This is a genomic window from Pseudomonas sp. OE 28.3, from assembly GCF_014268205.2.
GTDB classification, from domain to species: domain Bacteria; phylum Pseudomonadota; class Gammaproteobacteria; order Pseudomonadales; family Pseudomonadaceae; genus Aquipseudomonas; species Aquipseudomonas edaphica.
On record NZ_CP077082.1, the window covers coordinates 2,988,207 to 3,006,462 of the forward strand.

The following is an 18,256-nucleotide window of genomic DNA, read 5'->3' on the forward strand; positions in this document are numbered from 1 at the left end:
AGCCACCTTTTGGCGAGGAGCCTGTTAGTTCTGACAGTAGACGCAGCCTTGGAATGGCTGTGTAGTGCCTGAAGGTCAGCCTCTGCCCGATGCGTTGAGGCTGGAAGAAGTGCTTTTAGGCAATAGGAGTCTTGATCATGTCTGATTCAACCAACCCTCCGAGTGACGTATGTTGCACTGTTGTAACTGATGAGTGTGATAAAGACCCTGCGGGCTGCTCCAATCATGGTGAGGATGTGCATATACACGTGCATGTTCATGTGCACCGTCATTGTTGTTCGGCGGCGACTGCGGCCGTGACCAAGCCAGTAAAGTTGCAGGTTATAAAGTTTGGTTTTACGAGTGTCGCCATTGGTAATTCAAGTTACCCCAATTTGATGGCGCAGGTTAAAGAGCCCGCAAACTACGGACCCAACGGGACTTATAATAAAATCCAGTCTGTAGACGCTATTGATGCCGCGGCAGATATTGTTGCTCCCTCTATAACGGCTGCTGAATTGAAGGCTAAATATGATGTGCTGTCTGTCGGGTTACATAATAGTAGTTTTACCGTGGCACAAGCAGATAGGTTGAAAGAATATGCAGCGCTAGGCGGCGTCTTACTGTTAGCCTGCGATAATGGCGCCGCTGTAGGCATGTTGAATGTTTTACAGCGATTTGGGCATACCGGTACGCTTGCTGGCGTGCCTGTTGTGGGGGTTTACAGTGGCTTGTCTTCCACAACGGAAAACTTGAGCAGCTATTTCGGCAACTCTTCAGGCGTGACAATCAAGGGGTCTGCATCACTTGCAATGACTGCAACACAACTTCCCCCAGGCAGCAAGGTGTTGGCTACTTTTGGTGCTTATGTGCTTTTTTGGTTGGTAGGCGGCACGATGGGCCGAGTGATCGCATTCAGTGATATTGAACTTACCACCACTGAGGTTTCAGGCACCACGGTAGACAATGGGCAAGAGAAGTTCTTGAATAACATGATGGGCTATGCATTTGATCAAGTATTGGCGAGCGCTGGATAAAAGTATGCATTCCCACCAGGAATGCCCCTATAAAAACAGCGCATTGTCTTTCTGGGCGCCGATCTCGTAGCGTGGTCTCTCACCCAAGGAGAGCTTTTATGCCTTCACCATCGTTGCGCCTTTACGTGGATGCCCAATACACCAGCCCCTACGCCATGTCGGTATTCGTCACCCTGCTGGAAAAGGGCATGACCTTCGAAACCGTCACCCTTGACCTGGACACGGCGCAAAACCAGGCAGCGGAATTTGTCCAACTGTCCCTGACTCAGCGTGTGCCCACGTTGGTGGAAGGCGACTTCGCCTTGTCGGAGTCCTCTGCAATCAGCGAATACCTGGATGAGGCTTTCCCCCAGACCACGGTATACCCGACGGACTTAAAACAGCGGGCGAGGGCGCGGCAGGTTCAGGCGTGGTTGCGCAGCGACTTGCAGGCTATTCGCCAGGAACGTTCGACGCTGGTGGTGTTCTATGGGCAGAAGATGCCGCCGTTGTCGCCTGCGGGTGAGGCGGCCGCGCACAAGTTGATTCAGGCGGCACAGGCGTTATTGGCAGGCAACCCGCTGTACCTGTTCGGTGCGTGGTCGATAGTCGATGTGGACCTGGCGGTGATGCTCAACCGTTTGATCCTCAACGGTGACAACGTGCCCGCCGAGTTGGTGGCCTATGCACAACACCAATGGCAGCGGCCTTCCGTGCAGGCCTGGGTCAACCTGCACCGCCCGGCGCTCTAGGGGTTACAGCCATTCCTGGGCCACACGCCGGCCCAGGTCTTCCCAATCGGCCATGCCCAACACCCGCGTGGTGTTCAAGCCGCGCAGGTAACCGAGCAGTTGCTGGGCGCTGGCGTAACGCAGGTCGGCGTCTGCGGTGTCGTCCTGCAGCACGTTCTCATATTCAACCAGGTAATCGGCGACCCGCTCGCGAAACTCCGGCAATACGGCTTCGCGGATGCGGTCGAAGGTTTTCTGGTGGGGCTTCATGGCGTGGTCCTTATAGGTTTTATGGAGTTAGGCAGCCTGACACTATCGGTTCAAATGATAGTCACCATCAAGGATCACACGTTCTGTTTTTGCGCCAAAAGCGGACAATCACGCCATCGACACGCTGTTCAAGGAAATGCGCGATGAGGACGATAATCCAGCTGGGCCTGATGATACTGATGCTCGGCACCACGGTGCTGGCCAACCCGGCGATTGCCGATGATCTGCGTACAAGCCATTTGCTGCCTCTCGTCGGTAGCGTAGACTCCCTGCGGCACGCGCAATCGGTGGGGGTGTTGTACAGCGAAAACACCCGCGACAACCTCAGCTACCTTGAACGCTACCACGCCATGGCCATGAACGGCGCCAAGGATGCCCTCGACGGGCGCATCCGTGAAGCGTTCGTCAACAGCTCCGACCCGGAACTGGCCATCGATTGGTTAATGAGTTCGTTGCAGGGCACTTTTCTTACAGTAACGGTCTATAGCAGCCTCGATGAATTGGTGCAGGCGCACCCGGATGTGGTGGTGGTGCTCGATACCCACAACCAGCTGCTGACCCAGCGTAACGATCAGGTTGAGGCGCGCTTTGTTGCACGGTTCTATGACGCGAACCTGCAATACATCGCCAAGGCTGAAGGCTCGGTGCACAAACAGGTGCCGTCTGTGTGGGTGCATGACAAGGCGGTGCCGGAAATTGCCGCACAGATTGAACAGCAGCGTGATGTACAGCTTGATGCATTGAAGCAGTTCGATGTGTCGCTCAAGGCGTTGGTAAGCGCCAGTTGATGTGAACTTTTCTTTTTATACTCAGGATTTTATATGCGCGCTTTTTTCGTTCCGGCCCTGGCTGCGGCTCCTTTGTTGCTGACCGGTTGTATCACCGCTCCCAACGCTCCGAGCTTGACCCTGCAAACCAATAAGACCCCTGAAGGCTATGTGCAGTGCGTGTTGCCCAAGCTTGAAAAACACGGCATTACCTCGACGGTGACCCAGAACTCGCGTCATGCCAAAGTGGTGTTGACCAGCAAGATTGCCGCCGATGATGTACTGGAAGCCTACAAGTCCCAGGACGGCACCAAGGTGTTCCTGTATGAGCGTAAGCCACTGGCGTCGGCGATCAAGCCATCGCGGCTTGAGTTGGCGGCACAGGATTGCAAGTAATCCGAGCCTTCACACCGTTCAAGCCAGCTCCCACATTTGGATTTATGGTGGGCCTAGGGTTTGGCTTCGTTGCTGAAGGCGTTCACGCTGTTGACCAACCCCTTGGCTGCCAACGCCACCAACTCACCGCCTTTTTCCACCGTCGCCAGCGCAGGATCAGAGCCCATGCGCCCGTCGGGGAAGCGTGCGCGAAAGTCCAGCGCTTCGCGGATCGGCCCGGTGTTGGCGATTTGTGGCGAATACTCAGCCGACTTGATCGACTCTGGGTACGCCCACTGCGTCACTGCAATTTCCGACGGCGTGGCGTGGCTGCCGTGGCCCACCGGGAATTGGCGGTGAGCCAGTTCGTTGACGCCTTCCAGGTCCCACCAGTTCACCAGCTTGAGTGCAAACCCGGCCGGGCGGCGCGCGTAGCTGGCTTCGGCGTACAGCTCGGAAAAGGCCGCCTCGATGGTGGCGATATTGCCGCCGTGACCATTCAAGAACAGGATTTTCTCGAAACCATGCCCGGCCAATGAACGCACCCAATCGCCAATGGCAGCGATAAAGGTGGAAGGGCGCAGGGAAATGGTCCCGGGAAAACCCAGGTGGTGCTGGGCCATACCGATATTGAAGGTCGGGCCGATCAGGATGTCGGCGTTTTTCTGCGCCTCGTGGGCGATGATTTCCGGGCACATCCAGTCGGTGCCCAATAGGCCGGTGGGGCCATGCTGCTCGTTGGAGCCAATGGGAATAACCACCGTGCGGCTGCGTTCCAGAAACTGCCCGATTTCGATCCAGGTGGAGGTGTGTAGAAGCATGCGACGCTCTCTTTTATCTGTGGGGACAGGCTAACCACCACGGATTGTACGACTACTCGCCACCTGTTGGGGTTTGCAGTTGAGATACGTCGACGACTTCAGCCAGCGCTGGTCCGGGTACCAGGAGAACATGAACTGCCCATCCTTGAGTTTGTCTACCACCTGGCGCGCTACTTGCGGGCGCACGGCCGGGCAACCCTGGCTGCGGCCGATTCGGCCTTCGCGCTTGCTCCACGCCGGGTTGACGTAGTCGGCCGCATGAATCACCAGTGCGCGGTCGCGGGCCTGGTCATTGAAGCCCGGCTCCAGGCCGTCCATGCGCAACGAGTAGCCGTGGGTGCCCAAGTAACTCTCCTGGGTGCGGAACAAACCCAGGCTGGATTGGTGGCTGCCTTCCCGATTGGAGAATTGCGTGGCAAAGTTTTCCCCGGATTTGGCACCATGGGCCACCAGGTCGCGCAGTACCAGGGACCTCTTGCGTAGGTCGAAGATCCACAGCCGACGGGCGGTAGAGGGCTGGGAGTAGTCAATGACGGCCAGGCGATCCGAGCGTTCCTCGCCGTTATTGACCGCGCATTGCACCGCGCTCAGGGCGCTTTTCAGTACAGTGGGATTGAGTTCTGGAGCCGAGCGCGCCAGGCTGCTATACAAAGTAGGAGGGTTGGCAGTGGCGGCGAGCGTAACATTGCTCAGCGTAGCCAGGGTCATGGCGATCAAGCCGGCGCGGCATATTAAAGTCAGCATCTACAGTACATCCCCCCCGCTGTGGATTGGAGTTAAGTCAATTGTTCAAAAAACACGCATGTTACTTGAGCATTTGCCTGCTCGTTGCACCACTGGTCGCGACAGCTGATGAGCTGCCGGTGGACGCTGTGCCGGTGGTTTCGACCAGCCCGGTGCAGTTGGCCCTTTCTGAACTGCCCAGCGTTTGCCCCAACCTTGCCGCGCAGATAGACGCAACGACCCAAGCGCGCTTGCAGGCGTTCTACCAGCAACAGGGCAATGTGACGCTGTGGTCCGATGAGCGCCGCCACACTCTGCAATCTCAGTTGCTGATGCTGGCCGACGATGGCCTGGACCCCACCCACTATAGCCTGCCTACCGTGGATGCCACGGGTAACGTGCTGTGCAGCGATATCGGCAGCAGCCGGCAATACCTGCAAGCCCTGCAGGATTTGCATTACGGGCGCCTGCAACAGTCGCGTTTCGAGCCGCTGTGGCATTCCCAGCCACCCACCCTCGACCCCAATACCCAAGTGCTGGCTTTTGCCACCACCGGCCTGCAAGACATGGCGCAAGCCTTTGATCAGGCGCGCCCCAGTGCCGACCTGTACCGCAGCTTGCGCAATACCTACGCCACTGTGCGCCTGCAGCCGTTGCCCCATTGGGACCCGGTCGCCACCGGGCCGCTGCTCAAGCCAGGCATGGAGGACCCGCGCGTGCCCGACCTGGCGCGGCGCTTATATAGCGGTGGTTATCTCGCCAAGGCGCCGACGGGCAACAGCCGGCAGTACCGTGACGAGTTGGTCAAGGCGGTCAAGGCCTTCCAGCTCAGCCACTCGTTGCAGGCCGACGGTGTGATAGGCACGGGTACTGTGGCCGAACTCAATATCAGCCCGGCGATGCGCCGCGATCAGTTGCGCATCAACCTCGAACGTTTTCGTTGGCTGGCTCAGGACCTGGAACCCGAAGGTGTCGTGGTTAACGTCGCGGCTGCGCAATTGAGTGTTTACCAGAGCGGCATCCCGGTGTGGCAAACCCGCCTGCAAGTGGGGCGTGCCGAACGCCAGACGCCGCTGCTCAAGTCGCGGATTACCCGGCTTACCCTCAACCCCACGTGGACCATCCCGCCGACGATCATGCGTGAGGACAAACTCCCGGCCATCCGCCTCAACCCCGAATACCTGCGCCAGCAAAACCTGCAAGTGCTCGACGCCCAGGGCCGCCCATTGACGGCCGACCAGGTGGATTGGTCGCACCCCGGCAACATTCTGCTGCGCCAGGAGGCCGGCCCGCGTAACCCGCTGGGCCGCATCGTGATGCGCTTTCCCAACCCCTATTCCGTTTACTTGCACGACACGCCGAGTCAGCCGCTGTTTACCAAAGGCCCACGGGCATTCAGTTCGGGCTGCGTGCGGGTTGAGCAGCCGATGATGCTGCGCGACCTGCTGGTAACCCCGGCCGAACGCACGCGCACCGAAGAATTGCTGGCCACCGGCACAACCCATGAATTCAGGCTGGCCACGCCAGTGCCGGTGCTGTTGGGTTACTGGACAGTGGAAGTCGATCGCCAAGGCGGGTTGGTGTACTCGCCGGATATTTATGGGCGTGACCCGGTGTTGGTGAAGGCGATGGGAGCGGTGCTCTAAAAACTCACTGTGGCAGACGGGCTTGTTGTGGCTAGCTGGTTTGTTGTGGCAGACGGGGTTGTTGTGGCGAGCAGGCTTGCCCTGCGTTGGGCTGCGTAGCAGTCCCAAAACCAGACGCTTATGTGTCTCTGAGAAAACGCGGTGACTGTATTAGGGCCGCTTCGCAGCCCAACGCAGGGCAAGCCTGCTCGCCACGGTAAGCCCGCTCGCCACAGGGGTGATGTGTGCCAGGATCACTTCGACGGCCTCGGCGGCTGTCACACTTGCAGTGTCGACAGTCAGTGGCGTCTCAGCCCACGCCTCATATTCATGTACTGAAACGGACTGCCAGGAGGGCGGCACCAACCCGGCAATATCGCCCGTGCGGCCCTCCACCCGGCGCTGATGTTCCAGCAGGTCAGAGCAAACCACCTCAATATCAAGCATCTCGACGCCCGCTGTCGCCGCCACGGCCTGCCACGCCTCCCGGCTCTCCTTCAGCGGGTTCACACAGTCGGCAATCACCGTCTGCCCCATTCTCAAATTACTCAATGCCAGCGCATTCGCCACGCCATAACCGCTGGCGCCCACATCACCGGTCAGTACGTTTGCATCCCGAAGCGCCTGCTCAATCACATCAATACGCAGGTAAACCGCGTTTATCCGACGTGCCAGTTCGCTGGCAATCGTGGTCTTGCCGGTGCCGGGCAGGCCGCTGAATACAATAAGCATGGTCAATCCTTTGAATAGGGCGCCCGGCCAGTCTAGCCGCGCTTACTTCAAATAGCAGGCGCTGATCCAATCGGCCGGGTGGGCCGCCAGTTGTGTGGCCACGGGCAAGTAGCGTTTATCCAGTTGCGCCGCCAGCCAGAACAGCGTCGCGCTGCTTTTGGCATCCCAGGTGCCGCTGTAACCGGCTTCGCCTACTGTGGCACGGTCTTTGTCGAACTGAACGTGGGTGTGTACGAACTCCTGGTGGCTGCGTTGCCCAGTGGCGTAAGGCACCAGCCAGTCGAGGGCGGCGCCCAGCGACGCACCATTGCTCTTGAGGTTCAGCCAGTCGCCGCCGTAGGCCTTGGCCGCCAGTGCGGCCTGCACCAGCGGTTCAAGGTCGTAGACCACGTAATGCAGGGCGTCGCGGTCCTGGAAGTCGGTGACCGAACCGTCAGGCAGGATGTTATCGGCCACTTGCTGTTTAAACAGTTGATGAGCGTGCTCAAGCATGGCCTGGTCGTTGAGTGCGGCGGCGGCGAGGGTCACCAACTTGATGCGGTGGCTCTGCCAGTTATTGGTCTGGGTGCCTTTTTTCTGCCCGGGGAATTGTTCGATATGCGCGATGTAGCCATTGCCCAGCTTGCTGATAAAACGGCGGCTGGCGGCGCGGGTTTCCAGACGCAGGTGGTCGGCGGTAAGCGCATAGGCCGTGATCAGCATATCGAGATTGGTTTCGTCGATGGGGTTGAAATCCGGCTGGTAGACATCGGCCCAGGCGGCGAGGTAGTCGTCGACTTGCCTGAGGTAACGCGGGTCACCGCTGATGCGCCAGGCCAGCGCCGCCTGGCGCATCAGCGGCCAGTCCTGTTCGGCAACCAGGCTTTGCTCGCGAATGCCATGGTTCGGCAGGGTGCCTTCGGTGTGCACATGCGGCAACGGCGCAGGCTGGTCGGCCAAATGCCGTTGGGCGGCGGCCAGCAGCGCGTGGGCTGCAGGGTTTGCCGACGCAGGCTGGCAAAGGCTTGCAGCCATCGTCACGGCGGGCAACGCGGCCAGCAGCAAGGTAAAGGCAAGGGTGGTTTTGTTCATGGACGGTTCTGTTGGATAAGGATGTGCCAACGCTAGCACGCGGCTGAAACGGCTTGGATGAAACTCCCGTATGCTTGCAGGCTGATCTCGACCGAGGACCGCCCATGACCTTGCCCTTTGTGAAGATGCATGCCCATGGCGACGATTTCATCATCGTCGACCGCCGTGGTTTGGACGACCCGATCACTGCGCAGGTCGCCCGGCGGCTGGGCAACCGCCACACCGGTATCGGCTTCAACCAACTGGCGGTGGTGCTCGACTGCGAAGACGCCCTGGCCCGCATCAAGTTCTGGAACCCCAACGGTACGCCGCTGCAAACCTGCGGCAGCGCCACCCGCGGCGTGGCCGACCGCTTGATGCATGAGACCGGTCGCGACACCATCGTATTGCGCACGGATCGAGGCTTGCTGACGTGCGTGCGAGCCGCCGGCCAGCAAGTGTCGGTGGACATGGGCGCGCCCTCGCTGGACTGGTCTGGCGTACCACTGGCTGACGCGCTGGACACCCGCACCTTGCCCATCGATGGCGCGCCTGCCGCCTGCAGCATGGGTAACCCGCATTGCACGTATTTTATCGACGACATCAGCACCATCGACGTGGCGGCCGTGGGCCCGGCGCTGGAAACCCATCCGCTGTTCCCGGCCAACACCAATGTGCATTTTGTGCAGGTGCTGGACCGCAGCCACATCCGCCTGCGTATCTGGGAGCGCGGCGGGGGTGTGCCGCTGGGTTCCGGCTCCTGCTGCTGTGGCGCGGTGGTCAATGGGATTCGGCGCGGGTTGCTGGACGCCACGGTTCAGGTGCAATGCGACGGCGGCACGGTCACTGTGCAGTGGGACGGGCAGGGCGGTGTGGTGTTGACCGGCCGTGTCGAGCCGATCATGCAGGGCACGGCGTACCTGCTTTAAAGCGTTACGGTAAAGGTCGTGCCCTCGTTGACGCAGGAACTCACCGCCACGTCTCCACCGTGCGCCCTGGCCAGTTCACGCACGATATACAGGCCCAACCCCACGCTACGCACCTCGCTGCCCTGGTCAGTGCCTCGGGTCATGGGCTCGAACAGCCCGGCCAGCAGCGTTTGCGGGATCGCGGCACCGTGGTTATGCACGGCCACTTGGCAGCCACCTTCGCCCAAGCGTGAGGTGATGGTAATTGGCATCAACAAGTCGCCATAGGCCACGCTGTTGGCCACCAGGTTACCAATGATCTGCTGCACCCGGTCGGCATCCAGGCACGCTTGGCCCATACCTTCGGGTTGGTGCTTTAATGTGGCCTTGGGGAAGGCCACGCGCAGTTCATCCACGGCGTGCTGGATCACGCCGTGCAGGTCCAAGGGTGTGGTCTTGATGCTGATCCCGTGGCCGACCCGGGCCTGGGTGAAATCCAGCAGGTCGGCAATCATTCGCTGGGCGCGCTCGGAGGACTGGCCGATATGGCCCAGCAACTGATGCTCCCTGGGCGTGCGCTCGCTGCGTGCAAGCATGTCGGTGGCCATGCGGATGGCGGTCAGTGGGTTTTTCAGATCATGACTGACGATCGCCACCATCTGCTCGGCAAACAACGCGCGGCGCTGGGCGATGGCATAGGCTTCGCTCAGTTCCGCCTGGGCCTGATGCAGCGCCAATTCGGTGCTGGTGCGTTCCTGCAACAAGGCTTCGGCAAGCTTGCGCGCATTGAGCAGCTCGCGCTCGTACTTGTCGCGGTCCGTGGTGCCGAACAGCGCCAGGTCGTGTACCAATGCGCCAGCCTGTTCGCGGGCGCTGGCGTTGAGCAGTACGGTCACTTTGTGGCCGTCGTGGTGCACCAAGTCGAGTTTGACTTCGCTGACGCTGCCACGCATGCGCAGCATCGGCGCCAGGTGGGTCTGGTGGAATATTCGCCCGCCCATGGTCAGTAAATCCTGAAACCGCCGCCCGCACAGCTCGGCACTGCGCAGCCCCAGCCATTGGCCGAGCAGCGTGTTGGCGCGCAGGATCGTGCCGTCTTCAGCCGTCACCGCCAGGGCACAGGCGGCGCTGTCGAACAGATCAGCCGACATCAGCCATGGCCCATGGCGCCAGGAAGTTGTCCATCGCCCTCGTGCAGGCCTCGGGCGCGCTCATATGCGGGCAATGGCCGACATTATCGACCAGGCAATAGGTGCTGTTGGGCAGCACGCTGTGCAGGTATTCGCCCACCGCCACGGGTGCAATCAGGTCGTCACGTGATTGCAGGATCAGCACGGGCGTGGTCAGGCCGATCACGTCCTTACGGTTGTCCGACATAAAGGTCACCCGCGCAAATTGCTTGGCGATGTCCGGTTCGGTACGGCAGAAACTGTCGCTCAGCTCGGCACTCAACGCCGGTTGCTCGGGGGCACCCATGATCACGGGGGCCATGGTGCTGGACCAGCCCAGGTAGTTGCTGTCGAGCGTGTCAAGCAGGTCATCGATATCGCTGCGCTTGAAGCCGCCGACGTAGCCCACGTCGTCGATATAGCGTGGCGACGGGCCGATCATCACATGGGCGGCGATACGGCCTGGTGCCAGGCGGTCGGCGAGGGTGGCGATCATCGCGCTGACCGAATGGCTGACCAGGATCACCGGGCCGCTGGCGAAAACGTCGATAATCTCGTTTAAATCGCGGGCATAACCGCCCAGCGCAGCATATTTGGTCTTGTCGAATGCGCTGAGGTCCGACAGGCCAGCCCCCACCAAGTCATACATCACGACGCGAAAACGCTCGGTAAAGTGCGGCGTCATATAATTCCACATGGCCTGGTTGCAGCCGAAACCGTGGGAGAACACCAAGGTCGCCGGACCGTTGCCCATCACACTGACGTTGTTGCGGTGCTTCAGGTTCATGGGGTTCTCGGTTATGGCGCATTGCTATATATGCGGGCAGTTTAGATAGTCGCGGGCGTGGGGTCACGCGTTATACGTCTATAAGGTAAAGTCGACGCCTCCTCGAAGAAACTTCAGGTAACAAAGCATGCGGCTGTATTTGCGCCAATCCGTCTTGAGTCTGCTGGCGCTGGTGTTTATCGGCCTGTTGACCAGTGCCCAGGCGGACACTTCGCCGATCAAGGTCGCCCTCGATCAACGGGTGATCGACCTCACCAATACGTTGGATAACGGCACAACCGAGCGCTTGAAGGCTCAACTCGCCGCCCTCGAACAGCGCAAAGGCGCCCAGGTTGCCGTGCTGCTGGTGCCCACCACCGGCGGCGCAACCATCGAAGACTTTGCCAACCAACTGTTCCGTGCCTGGAAACTGGGGCGCAAGGACGTCAATGACGGCATCCTGCTGGTGGTGGCTAAAAACGACCACACCGTGCGTATCGAAGTAGGTTACGGCCTGGAAGGCACGGTCACCGACCTGCTGGCTCATCGCATCATTGAAGAACACCTCACCCCGGCGTTTCGCCAGGGCGACTATGCGGGTGGGATTCAACAGGCCGTCGATGACCTGGGCGTACTGGTAGACGGCGGCGACCTGCCCAAGCCGGTGGAGCCTGAGGTCAACCCGCAGGCCATTGCGGTGCTGTTGGCGTTTATCTTGGGGGGCGTCGGTGGCGTGTTGATCGCCGCCGGCAAGCTGCCTTGGCGCCGGGCATTAATCGCCACCGTGGCGGTTACGGTACTGTTGACGCTGTATGGGGGCGGTCGCGACTGGCCGATGTACCTGCTGGTGTTGCCGCTGACCCTGCTGATTGGCGGCGCGACTTTTGGCGCCTTATGGCTGGCGCGCACCGTGTTTTATTGCGTGATTGGGGTGCTGGCCTACGTTGCCGGGCTGCTGGTGGTCGACCATTTCGTGGCCGTCAACTTCGTCCATTGGCTGGTGTGGCCGTTTGGCTGCGCGTTGGTGCTGGCGTTGTATATGGGACTGTTTTTCGTTATCCACCAATCCTGGAAGAACAGCCCGCGCTTCTTCTTCGTGCGGGTGCTGGCGGTGGTGGCGGTGTATGTGGCAGTCGGGTTGCTGCTGGGGCACGGTTATCAAGGCTGGATCATCGCCATACCCGCCGCTTCGGTGGTGGCGTTTATAGTGTTTTTGCAGAGTATTTCCGATGGCGGCTCGGGTTCGGGCGGCGGGTCTGGCTCAAGCTCAGGCAGCTCGGGTTCAAGCTCCAGTTCAAGCAGCAGTTCGTCCGGAGGCGGTGGTTCCAGTGGTGGCGGTGGGGCATCTGGTAGTTGGTAAGCGCTAGCGCGGTTTATAACCTACCCATCCTTTGAAACTGAAGCCGGCGTAGAACAGCTCCACGCCTTCGAACCCGGCTTCAACCATCAAGGCTGCATCTTGTGCGGGTGACAGTACCGGCAATTTGGCGCTGATCGCGGTAATCGCGCGCTCTGCATCCTCGGCCGGCACGCCCGAGTCCACCGCAAACGCGGCGTAACGCTTCAACCAGCGGCTTTTTTCCTGCGGTGCCTGGGGGAAACTGTGGTGCGCCACGATCAGCGGTGCTCCGGGTAGCAACCGTTGCCACAGGGTCTTGAGGGTTTGCAGGCGTTCCTGTTCGGGAATGAAGTGCAGGGTCAGCAGGCAGGTGGCGCCGTCAAAGGGACCCAAGGGGGCGGTGTCGATATAACCCTCGTGCAACTGCACGCGCTCATTTAAAGGGCCCAGTGTCGCCTGCGCCAACTTCAGCATCTCGGCCGACGGGTCGACGCCTGTAAAGCGCCAGCCTGGCTCGGCGTCGGCAAAACGTTTTAGCTCCAGGCCGCCCCCGGCGCCCAATACCAACACGCTGCCGGTCGCTGGAACAGTTTCACGCAGCAGCAGGGTGGTCATCCGTTGCAAGCCATCGAAGCCCGGTACCAGACGCACAGGGCCTTCGGCGTAGCGGGCGACGGCATCAGGGGCGGAAAAAAAGCTCATGGCGGGCTCCTGCAGATTGGGCGAGGCGTAAACCCTACTGCGGCCCATCGGTAGAGGCAATTGCTGTTGACTGCATTCGTGGTAAAACGTTGATCCCTGCACCCCTTGAGTACGGAGACTCAATGCCTGTTATCAACCCGCCGCCCATTACTGTTCGGGATGCCATTGCCGAGGACGCCTTATGCATTGGCGTGCTCGGTATGCAGGTGTTTCTCGATACTTACGCGACCCAAGGTATCCGCGCCTCGATTGCCAGAGAGGCGCTGCAAGCCTTTGCGCCGCAGACCATCACCCAACTGCTGATACAACCCGGTCTCTCGCTGGTGGTGGCTGAGTCGAATGGCCACCTTGTTGGCTTTGCCCAGATCAAACTCCACGCCACTCATTCGATGATCACAGCATCAGATGCCGCCGAGTTGCAGCGCCTCTACATCCAGGAGCGATTTACCGGCCAGGGAATTGGCTATCGGTTGCTGCAGGCGGCAGAACAGCGCGCGGTGCTGGGCGGGGCGTCTTTCGTGTGGGCAACCGTGTGGGTGGGCAATGAACGCGCGCTGGGTTTTTACCCCCGACGGGGTTACGCGGTGCTGGGGTCGCCGACCTATACCTTCCAAGGGGAAACCCATGGCAATCGTTTGTTTGGCAAAACCTTGGCGCCCTGTACATAAAGGCTCAGGGCAGGGTGATGTAGTCGTTCTGTTGGATGATCGGCTGGTGCGCGCCTGGCACCAGGTGAACATAGCGACCGTCCACCAGATCGATAGGCAGGCAGTCGTCAATATCCATCACGCCATCGGTATGGGCCTGCGACCAGTGCTGCAATAGCTGCTGCTGGCCTTTGCGCTTGGCTTCCTGTTTGTCGCGAGCCACCACCAGTAAGTAATGGTGGGCCTCGCCGAACACCTTGGCTTCATAACCACCCAGGTTGATGAAGTACAGGTGATGGGCACCGGCAGGCGGCGCCATTTGGCTGAGTTCGACTTTCCAGCCGTCTACGCCATCGACGGCCATCCAGGCGTCGATATGCATGCCCTTGGGGCTGCCGAACCAGCCGTCGCGCAATTGCGGGTAGGTGGCTTGCAGCGTGTCCGCCACTGCGAACACCACATCGTGAACTTCGATTTTGGCCCTTGGGTGCTTGCCCCCGAGCATGACAACAAACAGCATTACAGGTCCTGCCTGGTGATTGGGTAAAGGCTAACCATACTTCGATTGAACCCTTTTGTCCGGTCAGTGCCACACTGTTAATTCGCCAACTCATCAGGAGGTTGTTATGCGCACCATTGATCTGGCCGGTGTTCCCGTGCCTGTCATCGGCCAAGGTACCTGGCGTATGGGTGAAAACCCGGACCTACGCAAAGCTGAAGTCGCCGCGTTGCAATTGGGTATCGACGAGGGCATGAGCCTGATCGACACCGCTGAAATGTACGGCGAAGGTGGCGCCGAAAAGGTGGTAGGCGAGGCCATTCGTGGCAAGCGCGACCAGGTGTTCCTGGTCAGTAAAATCTACCCTCACAATGCCAGCCACAAGGGCGTGCCGCGTGCCTGTGACGCCAGCCTTCAGCGGCTGGGCACTGATTATATCGACCTGTACCTGTTGCACTGGCGCGGCCAGTACCCGCTCGAAGAATCCGTCGAAGCGTTCGAACGTCTGCGCGAGGCAGGCAAGATCGGTCGTTGGGGTGTTTCCAACTTCGACGTCGCCGACCTGCAGGAACTTGCATCCCCCGCGTGTGCCACCAACCAGGTGCTCTACAACATCGAAGAGCGGGGTATCGAGTTCGACCTGTTGCCATGGTGGCAACAGCACCATTTGCCACTGATGGCGTACTGCCCAATCGCCCAGGGCGGCGAACTGCTGTCCAGCCCGACGCTCAAGCAAATTGCCCACCGACATGAGGCCACACCCGCACAGATCGCCCTGGCCTGGGTACTGCGTCAGGAGGGTGTGATTGCCATTCCCAAGGCGGTGAGCCCCGAGCATGTGCGGCTAAACGCAAGTGCCGCGAAACTGGTGCTGGATGAGCACGATCTGGATGCGATCGACCGCGTGTTCGGTGCACCCAAGCGCAAGCATCCACTGTCAATGGTGTAGCAAGCGTGCAGAAACGCTGCCGTCCATGGCCGGCGTTTCTGCGTCACCCAGGGTTAGCCGGCGACCGGGCTACGCCAGTCGTCCGAGCCGGAATTACCCGCCACTTCGTGCGTCCAGATGATCTTGCGATAGGTGAAATGCACATCTTCCAAATGCGTGAAGTGCGCGTTTTCCGGTGCCTGGCAGTTGGGCATGCGTGACTGGATGTCCACGATGGTCGCACCCTCAAGCTCGATGGTGAAATAGTGCTCCTGGGTGCCGGCCGAGGAGGTGCGGAACCATTGCAGTTGGCATTTGACTTCTTCGCCACTGGTCAGCGCGCTGAACAGCAGGGGCGATGATTTATCGAAGACCTTGCTGATCATCAGCGGTTTGTGAACCCTTTGGCCGGTTGGCTGACCGGATTGCGGGTCACGGGGAATGATCACTTGATGCGAAAAAGCCTGGACCAGGATCTGGTCTTCGTGGCCCTCCTGATAAATGTTGCCTACCGAGTCCTGGGTAAACGTGCCTGCCGTAATCAGTCCTTGTTTGACACCGGTGATCGAAAGGTATGCGGGTGTTGGCATGACGGGTTTCCTTGCCTGATGGTTGAAGTAGTGCCCAGCGGCAGTTGTGCCGGCTGGGCAAGTTCCTATAACAAGAAGCGTGCCTGAAATTAACAATCCCAGTAAAAGCAGGGGGTTGCTTGTTATTGAGCTTGATTTCATTAAGAAGGTGGATGTTTTAATCCGATTTAAATGAAATTGGTTGCGCAGAAGTGTGCATTAATTTGCTCGTCTAGTTTTTTCGTGTGCTTATTGGAGGAGATGGTTAATTGAGCATCGCGCGCTGGTTTTGCTGCGCAAAATGGTGCGTACGCCAATGATTTAGGGGGTTGTAGGAAAATCCTTAAGTGCCGATTTGACACTTGCCGGATGTTATTTGTCCGGCTAGTGTTTGCGAACTTCGTGGAGAGAGTGGCGAGGTTTTTATAATCGTGTCTTTTGCGCCTGAGTGTGCTTCAGGTGTGCAGAATTTAATTGTTTTAAATGGTGTGCGGTCCAAAATGGATTATTCAGGCGCTTTGTGTGGCTATTATCTTGAACTTGCCTTGGCGCCCTGTTCACAGGGTAACTTTGCAGGCAGCGATATGCGCTTTTCAAGTGAATATGAGGCCTTGGAGTCCGAGCTTGGCAAAGTGCAATCGATACATGTCAGCACCCAGCCGGACTGGCAGGAGGCCATGCACATCAGCGAGTGCCTGCTGCGTCAGCACACCAAGGATCTGCGGGTGGCGGCCTGGTTGACTTGGGCGTTGTACCAGCGTGAATCCTTGCCGGGGCTGGTGGCGGGCCTCGGGTTGATACGTCATTTATGCGAGCACCATTGGGCGGTTGTCTATCCGGCAAAATTACGCACCCGTGGCGCAGCACTGGGCTGGTTGGCGCTACGCCTGGAGCAGGTATTTGCACAAAGCTTTTCGCTCAAGGACCAGCAGCCATTGTTTCGCTGCATGCTTGAGCACCTGACGCACCTCGATGAGCTTTGGTCTGCGCATTTGAGTGATGAGGCACCGACGTTATTGCCGCTGCGCAGGCAATTGACGCAGCGCTTGGAGCAGGCCGTAGAAGTGGAGCTGTCAGAAGCCGGTTCGGCGCTTGTGACTGCTCAGGTCAAGCAGGCGACGACGCGGCTGCTGATCCCCGAGTCGGCAACGGGTCACGACAAAACGGGTAACCAGACGATAGCCAGTGAAAAAGAAGCCCACAAATCACTGCGCGCCTTACAGGAACATGGCCGGCACTTGTGCAACTGGTGGCTGCGCCAGGATGCGACCGACCTGCGCGCCTTGCGGCTTAACCGGACACTGACCTGGCTGGCACTCAACAGCTACCCGGACGCTGACAGTGACCGGCTCACGGTGCTTCGTGGCCCGACGCCCGACAAGCTCAAGCGCTACCGGGAGCGTTTTGCCCAAGGGCATTACGGCGACCTGTTGCTTGAACTTGAGGCCAGCCTGGCGGGTGCGTTGTTCTGGTTTGACGGCTTGCGCATGGTCTGGGAATGCCTTGACGCCTTGCAGGCCGATCTGGCCATGACCGAACTGGAAGTCAGCTTCGCGCTGTTATTGAAACGTTTGCCAGACCTGCCCGAATTCAAATTTCACGACGGTGCGCCGTTTGCCGATACCGCTACCCGGGACTGGATCACGCTTCAGGTCGCTCGACACTTGCAGCCGCCTGCGCCGTCCGGCGTGGTTGTGGATGCCAACGCCGAACCCTGGGAAGCGGCCTTGCAAGAGGTCATGCCCAGGTTGCGTAAGGACGGGCTCAAGGAGGCAATACACGAACTCAAGCAGGGCATGCACACCGCACGCAGCGAGCGCGCGCGTTTTCATTGGCGTCTGGCACTGGCGCGGTTGTGCGTATCGGCAGGCAAGCAAGCGCTGGCGAAGGTGCAGCTCGAAGACTTGGACCACGAGCTTCAGCGCGCCGGTCTGGATCGCTGGGAGCCGGAACTGGCACTGCAGGTTGCGCAGCTTTTGTATCGCTGTTGCGAGCTTTTGCCGCAAAGCCAGGCCATACGCGAGCGTAAGGAAACTACCCACCGAAGGCTCTGCCACTTCGATGTTGAAGCGGTACTTGAATAGGCTTTTGAACCCCCTCGAAAAAAGGAGATTTACCGTGGCCAAAGAAGGTTCGGTAGCACCCAAGGAACGCATCAATATCACCTTCAAGCCCGCCGTCGGGGGCGCCCAGGAAGAGGTTGAGCTACCTCTGAAATTGCTGGTGCTGGGTGACTTCGCCCAGCGCGAAGACCCACGCAAGCTCGAAGACCGCAAGCCTATCGGTATCGACAAGAACACCTTTGATGACGTGCTGGCCAAACAGGCACTGGCGTTGACGCTAAGTGTGCCTAATCGCCTGCAGGAACTGCCCGATATCGAAGCACTGTCGGTCCAGGTGCGGGTCAACTCGATGAAGGATTTTACCCCGGCGAACCTGGTCGAGCAGATCCCGGAGCTGCAAAAACTCATGGCGCTGCGTGAAGCACTGATGGCCCTCAAGGGGCCATTGGGTAACACGCCGAGCTTTCGCAAGGCGATCGAACAGGCGCTGGCGGATGACGACTCCCGCGCACGTGTATTGACCGAATTGGGGTTGAGTGACCCCACCGCCTGACATTTTCAGTAAAGGACACTGACG

General features: G+C 59.4%; 21 protein-coding genes. 11 read left to right on the forward strand and 10 right to left on the reverse strand.

Features of this window, described 5'->3' with window-relative positions:
* The first annotated feature begins 137 nt into the window (after positions 1-137).
* Positions 138-1,016 carry a hypothetical protein gene (locus HU759_RS13555; RefSeq protein WP_225933049.1) on the forward strand — a complete coding sequence of 293 codons (879 nt, stop codon included), beginning with the start codon at positions 138-140 and terminating at the stop codon, positions 1,014-1,016.
* Positions 1,017-1,114: 98 nt separating this feature from the next.
* Positions 1,115-1,747, forward strand: a complete 633-nt coding sequence (gene yfcF, locus HU759_RS13560; RefSeq protein ID WP_138452699.1) for a glutathione transferase — start codon at positions 1,115-1,117, stop codon at positions 1,745-1,747.
* A 3-nt stretch (positions 1,748-1,750) separates the two neighbouring features.
* Here yfcF and HU759_RS13565 read toward each other — a convergent pair whose 3' ends face one another.
* Positions 1,751-1,996 carry a hypothetical protein gene (locus HU759_RS13565; protein WP_017136849.1) on the reverse strand — a complete coding sequence of 82 codons (246 nt, stop codon included), beginning with the start codon at positions 1,994-1,996 and terminating at the stop codon, positions 1,751-1,753.
* Between the two features lie 143 nt (positions 1,997-2,139).
* Between HU759_RS13565 and HU759_RS13570 the strand changes: the two genes are divergently transcribed.
* Positions 2,140-2,784, forward strand: a complete 645-nt coding sequence (locus HU759_RS13570) for a hypothetical protein (protein ID WP_017136848.1) — start codon at positions 2,140-2,142, stop codon at positions 2,782-2,784.
* A 33-nt stretch (positions 2,785-2,817) separates the two neighbouring features.
* A complete protein-coding gene (locus tag HU759_RS13575; RefSeq protein WP_017136847.1) occupies positions 2,818-3,159 on the forward strand; it encodes a hypothetical protein in 342 nt (113 codons plus the stop codon).
* A gap of 53 nt (positions 3,160-3,212) precedes the next feature.
* On the opposite strand, the gene HU759_RS13580 is transcribed toward HU759_RS13575, so the two are convergent.
* Positions 3,213-3,959 carry a creatininase family protein gene (locus tag HU759_RS13580; RefSeq protein WP_065912055.1) on the reverse strand — a complete coding sequence of 249 codons (747 nt, stop codon included), beginning with the start codon at positions 3,957-3,959 and terminating at the stop codon, positions 3,213-3,215.
* A gap of 30 nt (positions 3,960-3,989) precedes the next feature.
* A complete protein-coding gene (locus HU759_RS13585; protein ID WP_017136845.1) occupies positions 3,990-4,703 on the reverse strand; it encodes a murein L,D-transpeptidase catalytic domain family protein in 714 nt (237 codons plus the stop codon).
* A gap of 41 nt (positions 4,704-4,744) precedes the next feature.
* On the opposite strand from HU759_RS13585, the gene HU759_RS13590 reads away from it, so the two are divergent.
* Positions 4,745-6,328 carry a L,D-transpeptidase family protein gene (locus HU759_RS13590; protein ID WP_099547809.1) on the forward strand — a complete coding sequence of 528 codons (1,584 nt, stop codon included), beginning with the start codon at positions 4,745-4,747 and terminating at the stop codon, positions 6,326-6,328.
* Between the two features lie 150 nt (positions 6,329-6,478).
* Here HU759_RS13590 and HU759_RS13595 read toward each other — a convergent pair whose 3' ends face one another.
* Both HU759_RS13595 and HU759_RS13600 read right to left on the reverse strand, forming a co-directional pair.
* The gene (locus HU759_RS13595; protein WP_017136843.1) at positions 6,479-7,039 is read right to left on the reverse strand and encodes an AAA family ATPase; all 561 of its coding nucleotides are present in this window, start codon (positions 7,037-7,039) and stop codon (positions 6,479-6,481) included.
* A 42-nt stretch (positions 7,040-7,081) separates the two neighbouring features.
* Positions 7,082-8,110 (reverse strand): alginate lyase family protein, encoded by a 1,029-nt coding sequence (locus tag HU759_RS13600; RefSeq protein ID WP_186618242.1) that lies wholly within the window; start codon positions 8,108-8,110, stop codon positions 7,082-7,084.
* Between the two features lie 104 nt (positions 8,111-8,214).
* Here HU759_RS13600 and dapF point away from each other — a divergent pair, with 104 nt between their 5' ends.
* On the forward strand, positions 8,215-9,018 hold the full coding sequence (gene dapF, locus HU759_RS13605; protein ID WP_186618240.1) for a diaminopimelate epimerase: 804 nt from the start codon (positions 8,215-8,217) through the stop codon (positions 9,016-9,018).
* Here the strand turns inward: dapF and HU759_RS13610 are convergent.
* Together HU759_RS13610 and HU759_RS13615 are read right to left on the reverse strand one after the other, a co-directional pair.
* Positions 9,015-10,148 carry a PAS domain-containing sensor histidine kinase gene (locus HU759_RS13610; protein WP_186618238.1) on the reverse strand — a complete coding sequence of 378 codons (1,134 nt, stop codon included), beginning with the start codon at positions 10,146-10,148 and terminating at the stop codon, positions 9,015-9,017. The genes dapF and HU759_RS13610 overlap by 4 nt on opposite strands.
* Complete coding sequence (locus HU759_RS13615; protein ID WP_170040065.1) at positions 10,138-10,953, reverse strand: alpha/beta hydrolase; 816 nt, start codon at positions 10,951-10,953, stop codon at positions 10,138-10,140. The genes HU759_RS13610 and HU759_RS13615 overlap by 11 nt, the downstream gene beginning before the upstream one ends.
* A gap of 127 nt (positions 10,954-11,080) precedes the next feature.
* Here HU759_RS13615 and HU759_RS13620 point away from each other — a divergent pair, with 127 nt between their 5' ends.
* Complete coding sequence (locus HU759_RS13620) at positions 11,081-12,292, forward strand: YgcG family protein (RefSeq protein WP_186618236.1); 1,212 nt, start codon at positions 11,081-11,083, stop codon at positions 12,290-12,292.
* Positions 12,293-12,295: 3 nt separating this feature from the next.
* Here the strand turns inward: HU759_RS13620 and HU759_RS13625 are convergent, their stop codons facing one another.
* Positions 12,296-12,973: a class I SAM-dependent methyltransferase gene (locus HU759_RS13625; RefSeq protein ID WP_186618234.1), complete on the reverse strand. Its 678-nt coding sequence runs from the start codon at positions 12,971-12,973 to the stop codon at positions 12,296-12,298.
* A 122-nt stretch (positions 12,974-13,095) separates the two neighbouring features.
* Between HU759_RS13625 and HU759_RS13630 the strand changes: the two genes are divergently transcribed.
* The gene (locus HU759_RS13630; RefSeq protein WP_186618232.1) at positions 13,096-13,641 is read left to right on the forward strand and encodes a GNAT family N-acetyltransferase; all 546 of its coding nucleotides are present in this window, start codon (positions 13,096-13,098) and stop codon (positions 13,639-13,641) included.
* A 4-nt stretch (positions 13,642-13,645) separates the two neighbouring features.
* On the opposite strand, the gene HU759_RS13635 is transcribed toward HU759_RS13630, so the two are convergent.
* Complete coding sequence (locus HU759_RS13635; RefSeq protein ID WP_017136835.1) at positions 13,646-14,140, reverse strand: DUF1543 domain-containing protein; 495 nt, start codon at positions 14,138-14,140, stop codon at positions 13,646-13,648.
* Positions 14,141-14,246: 106 nt separating this feature from the next.
* Here HU759_RS13635 and HU759_RS13640 point away from each other — a divergent pair, with 106 nt between their 5' ends.
* Positions 14,247-15,068 carry an aldo/keto reductase gene (locus tag HU759_RS13640; protein ID WP_186618230.1) on the forward strand — a complete coding sequence of 274 codons (822 nt, stop codon included), beginning with the start codon at positions 14,247-14,249 and terminating at the stop codon, positions 15,066-15,068.
* 53 nt (positions 15,069-15,121) lie between these two features.
* Here the strand turns inward: HU759_RS13640 and HU759_RS13645 are convergent, their stop codons facing one another.
* Positions 15,122-15,637 carry an Hcp family type VI secretion system effector gene (locus HU759_RS13645; protein ID WP_186618228.1) on the reverse strand — a complete coding sequence of 172 codons (516 nt, stop codon included), beginning with the start codon at positions 15,635-15,637 and terminating at the stop codon, positions 15,122-15,124.
* A gap of 479 nt (positions 15,638-16,116) precedes the next feature.
* Here HU759_RS13645 and tssA point away from each other — a divergent pair, with 479 nt between their 5' ends.
* On the forward strand, positions 16,117-17,700 hold the full coding sequence (tssA, locus tag HU759_RS13650) for a type VI secretion system protein TssA (protein WP_186618251.1): 1,584 nt from the start codon (positions 16,117-16,119) through the stop codon (positions 17,698-17,700).
* 34 nt (positions 17,701-17,734) lie between these two features.
* Positions 17,735-18,232 carry a type VI secretion system contractile sheath small subunit gene (gene tssB / locus HU759_RS13655; RefSeq protein ID WP_099547820.1) on the forward strand — a complete coding sequence of 166 codons (498 nt, stop codon included), beginning with the start codon at positions 17,735-17,737 and terminating at the stop codon, positions 18,230-18,232.
* The last annotated feature ends 24 nt before the right edge of the window (positions 18,233-18,256 follow it).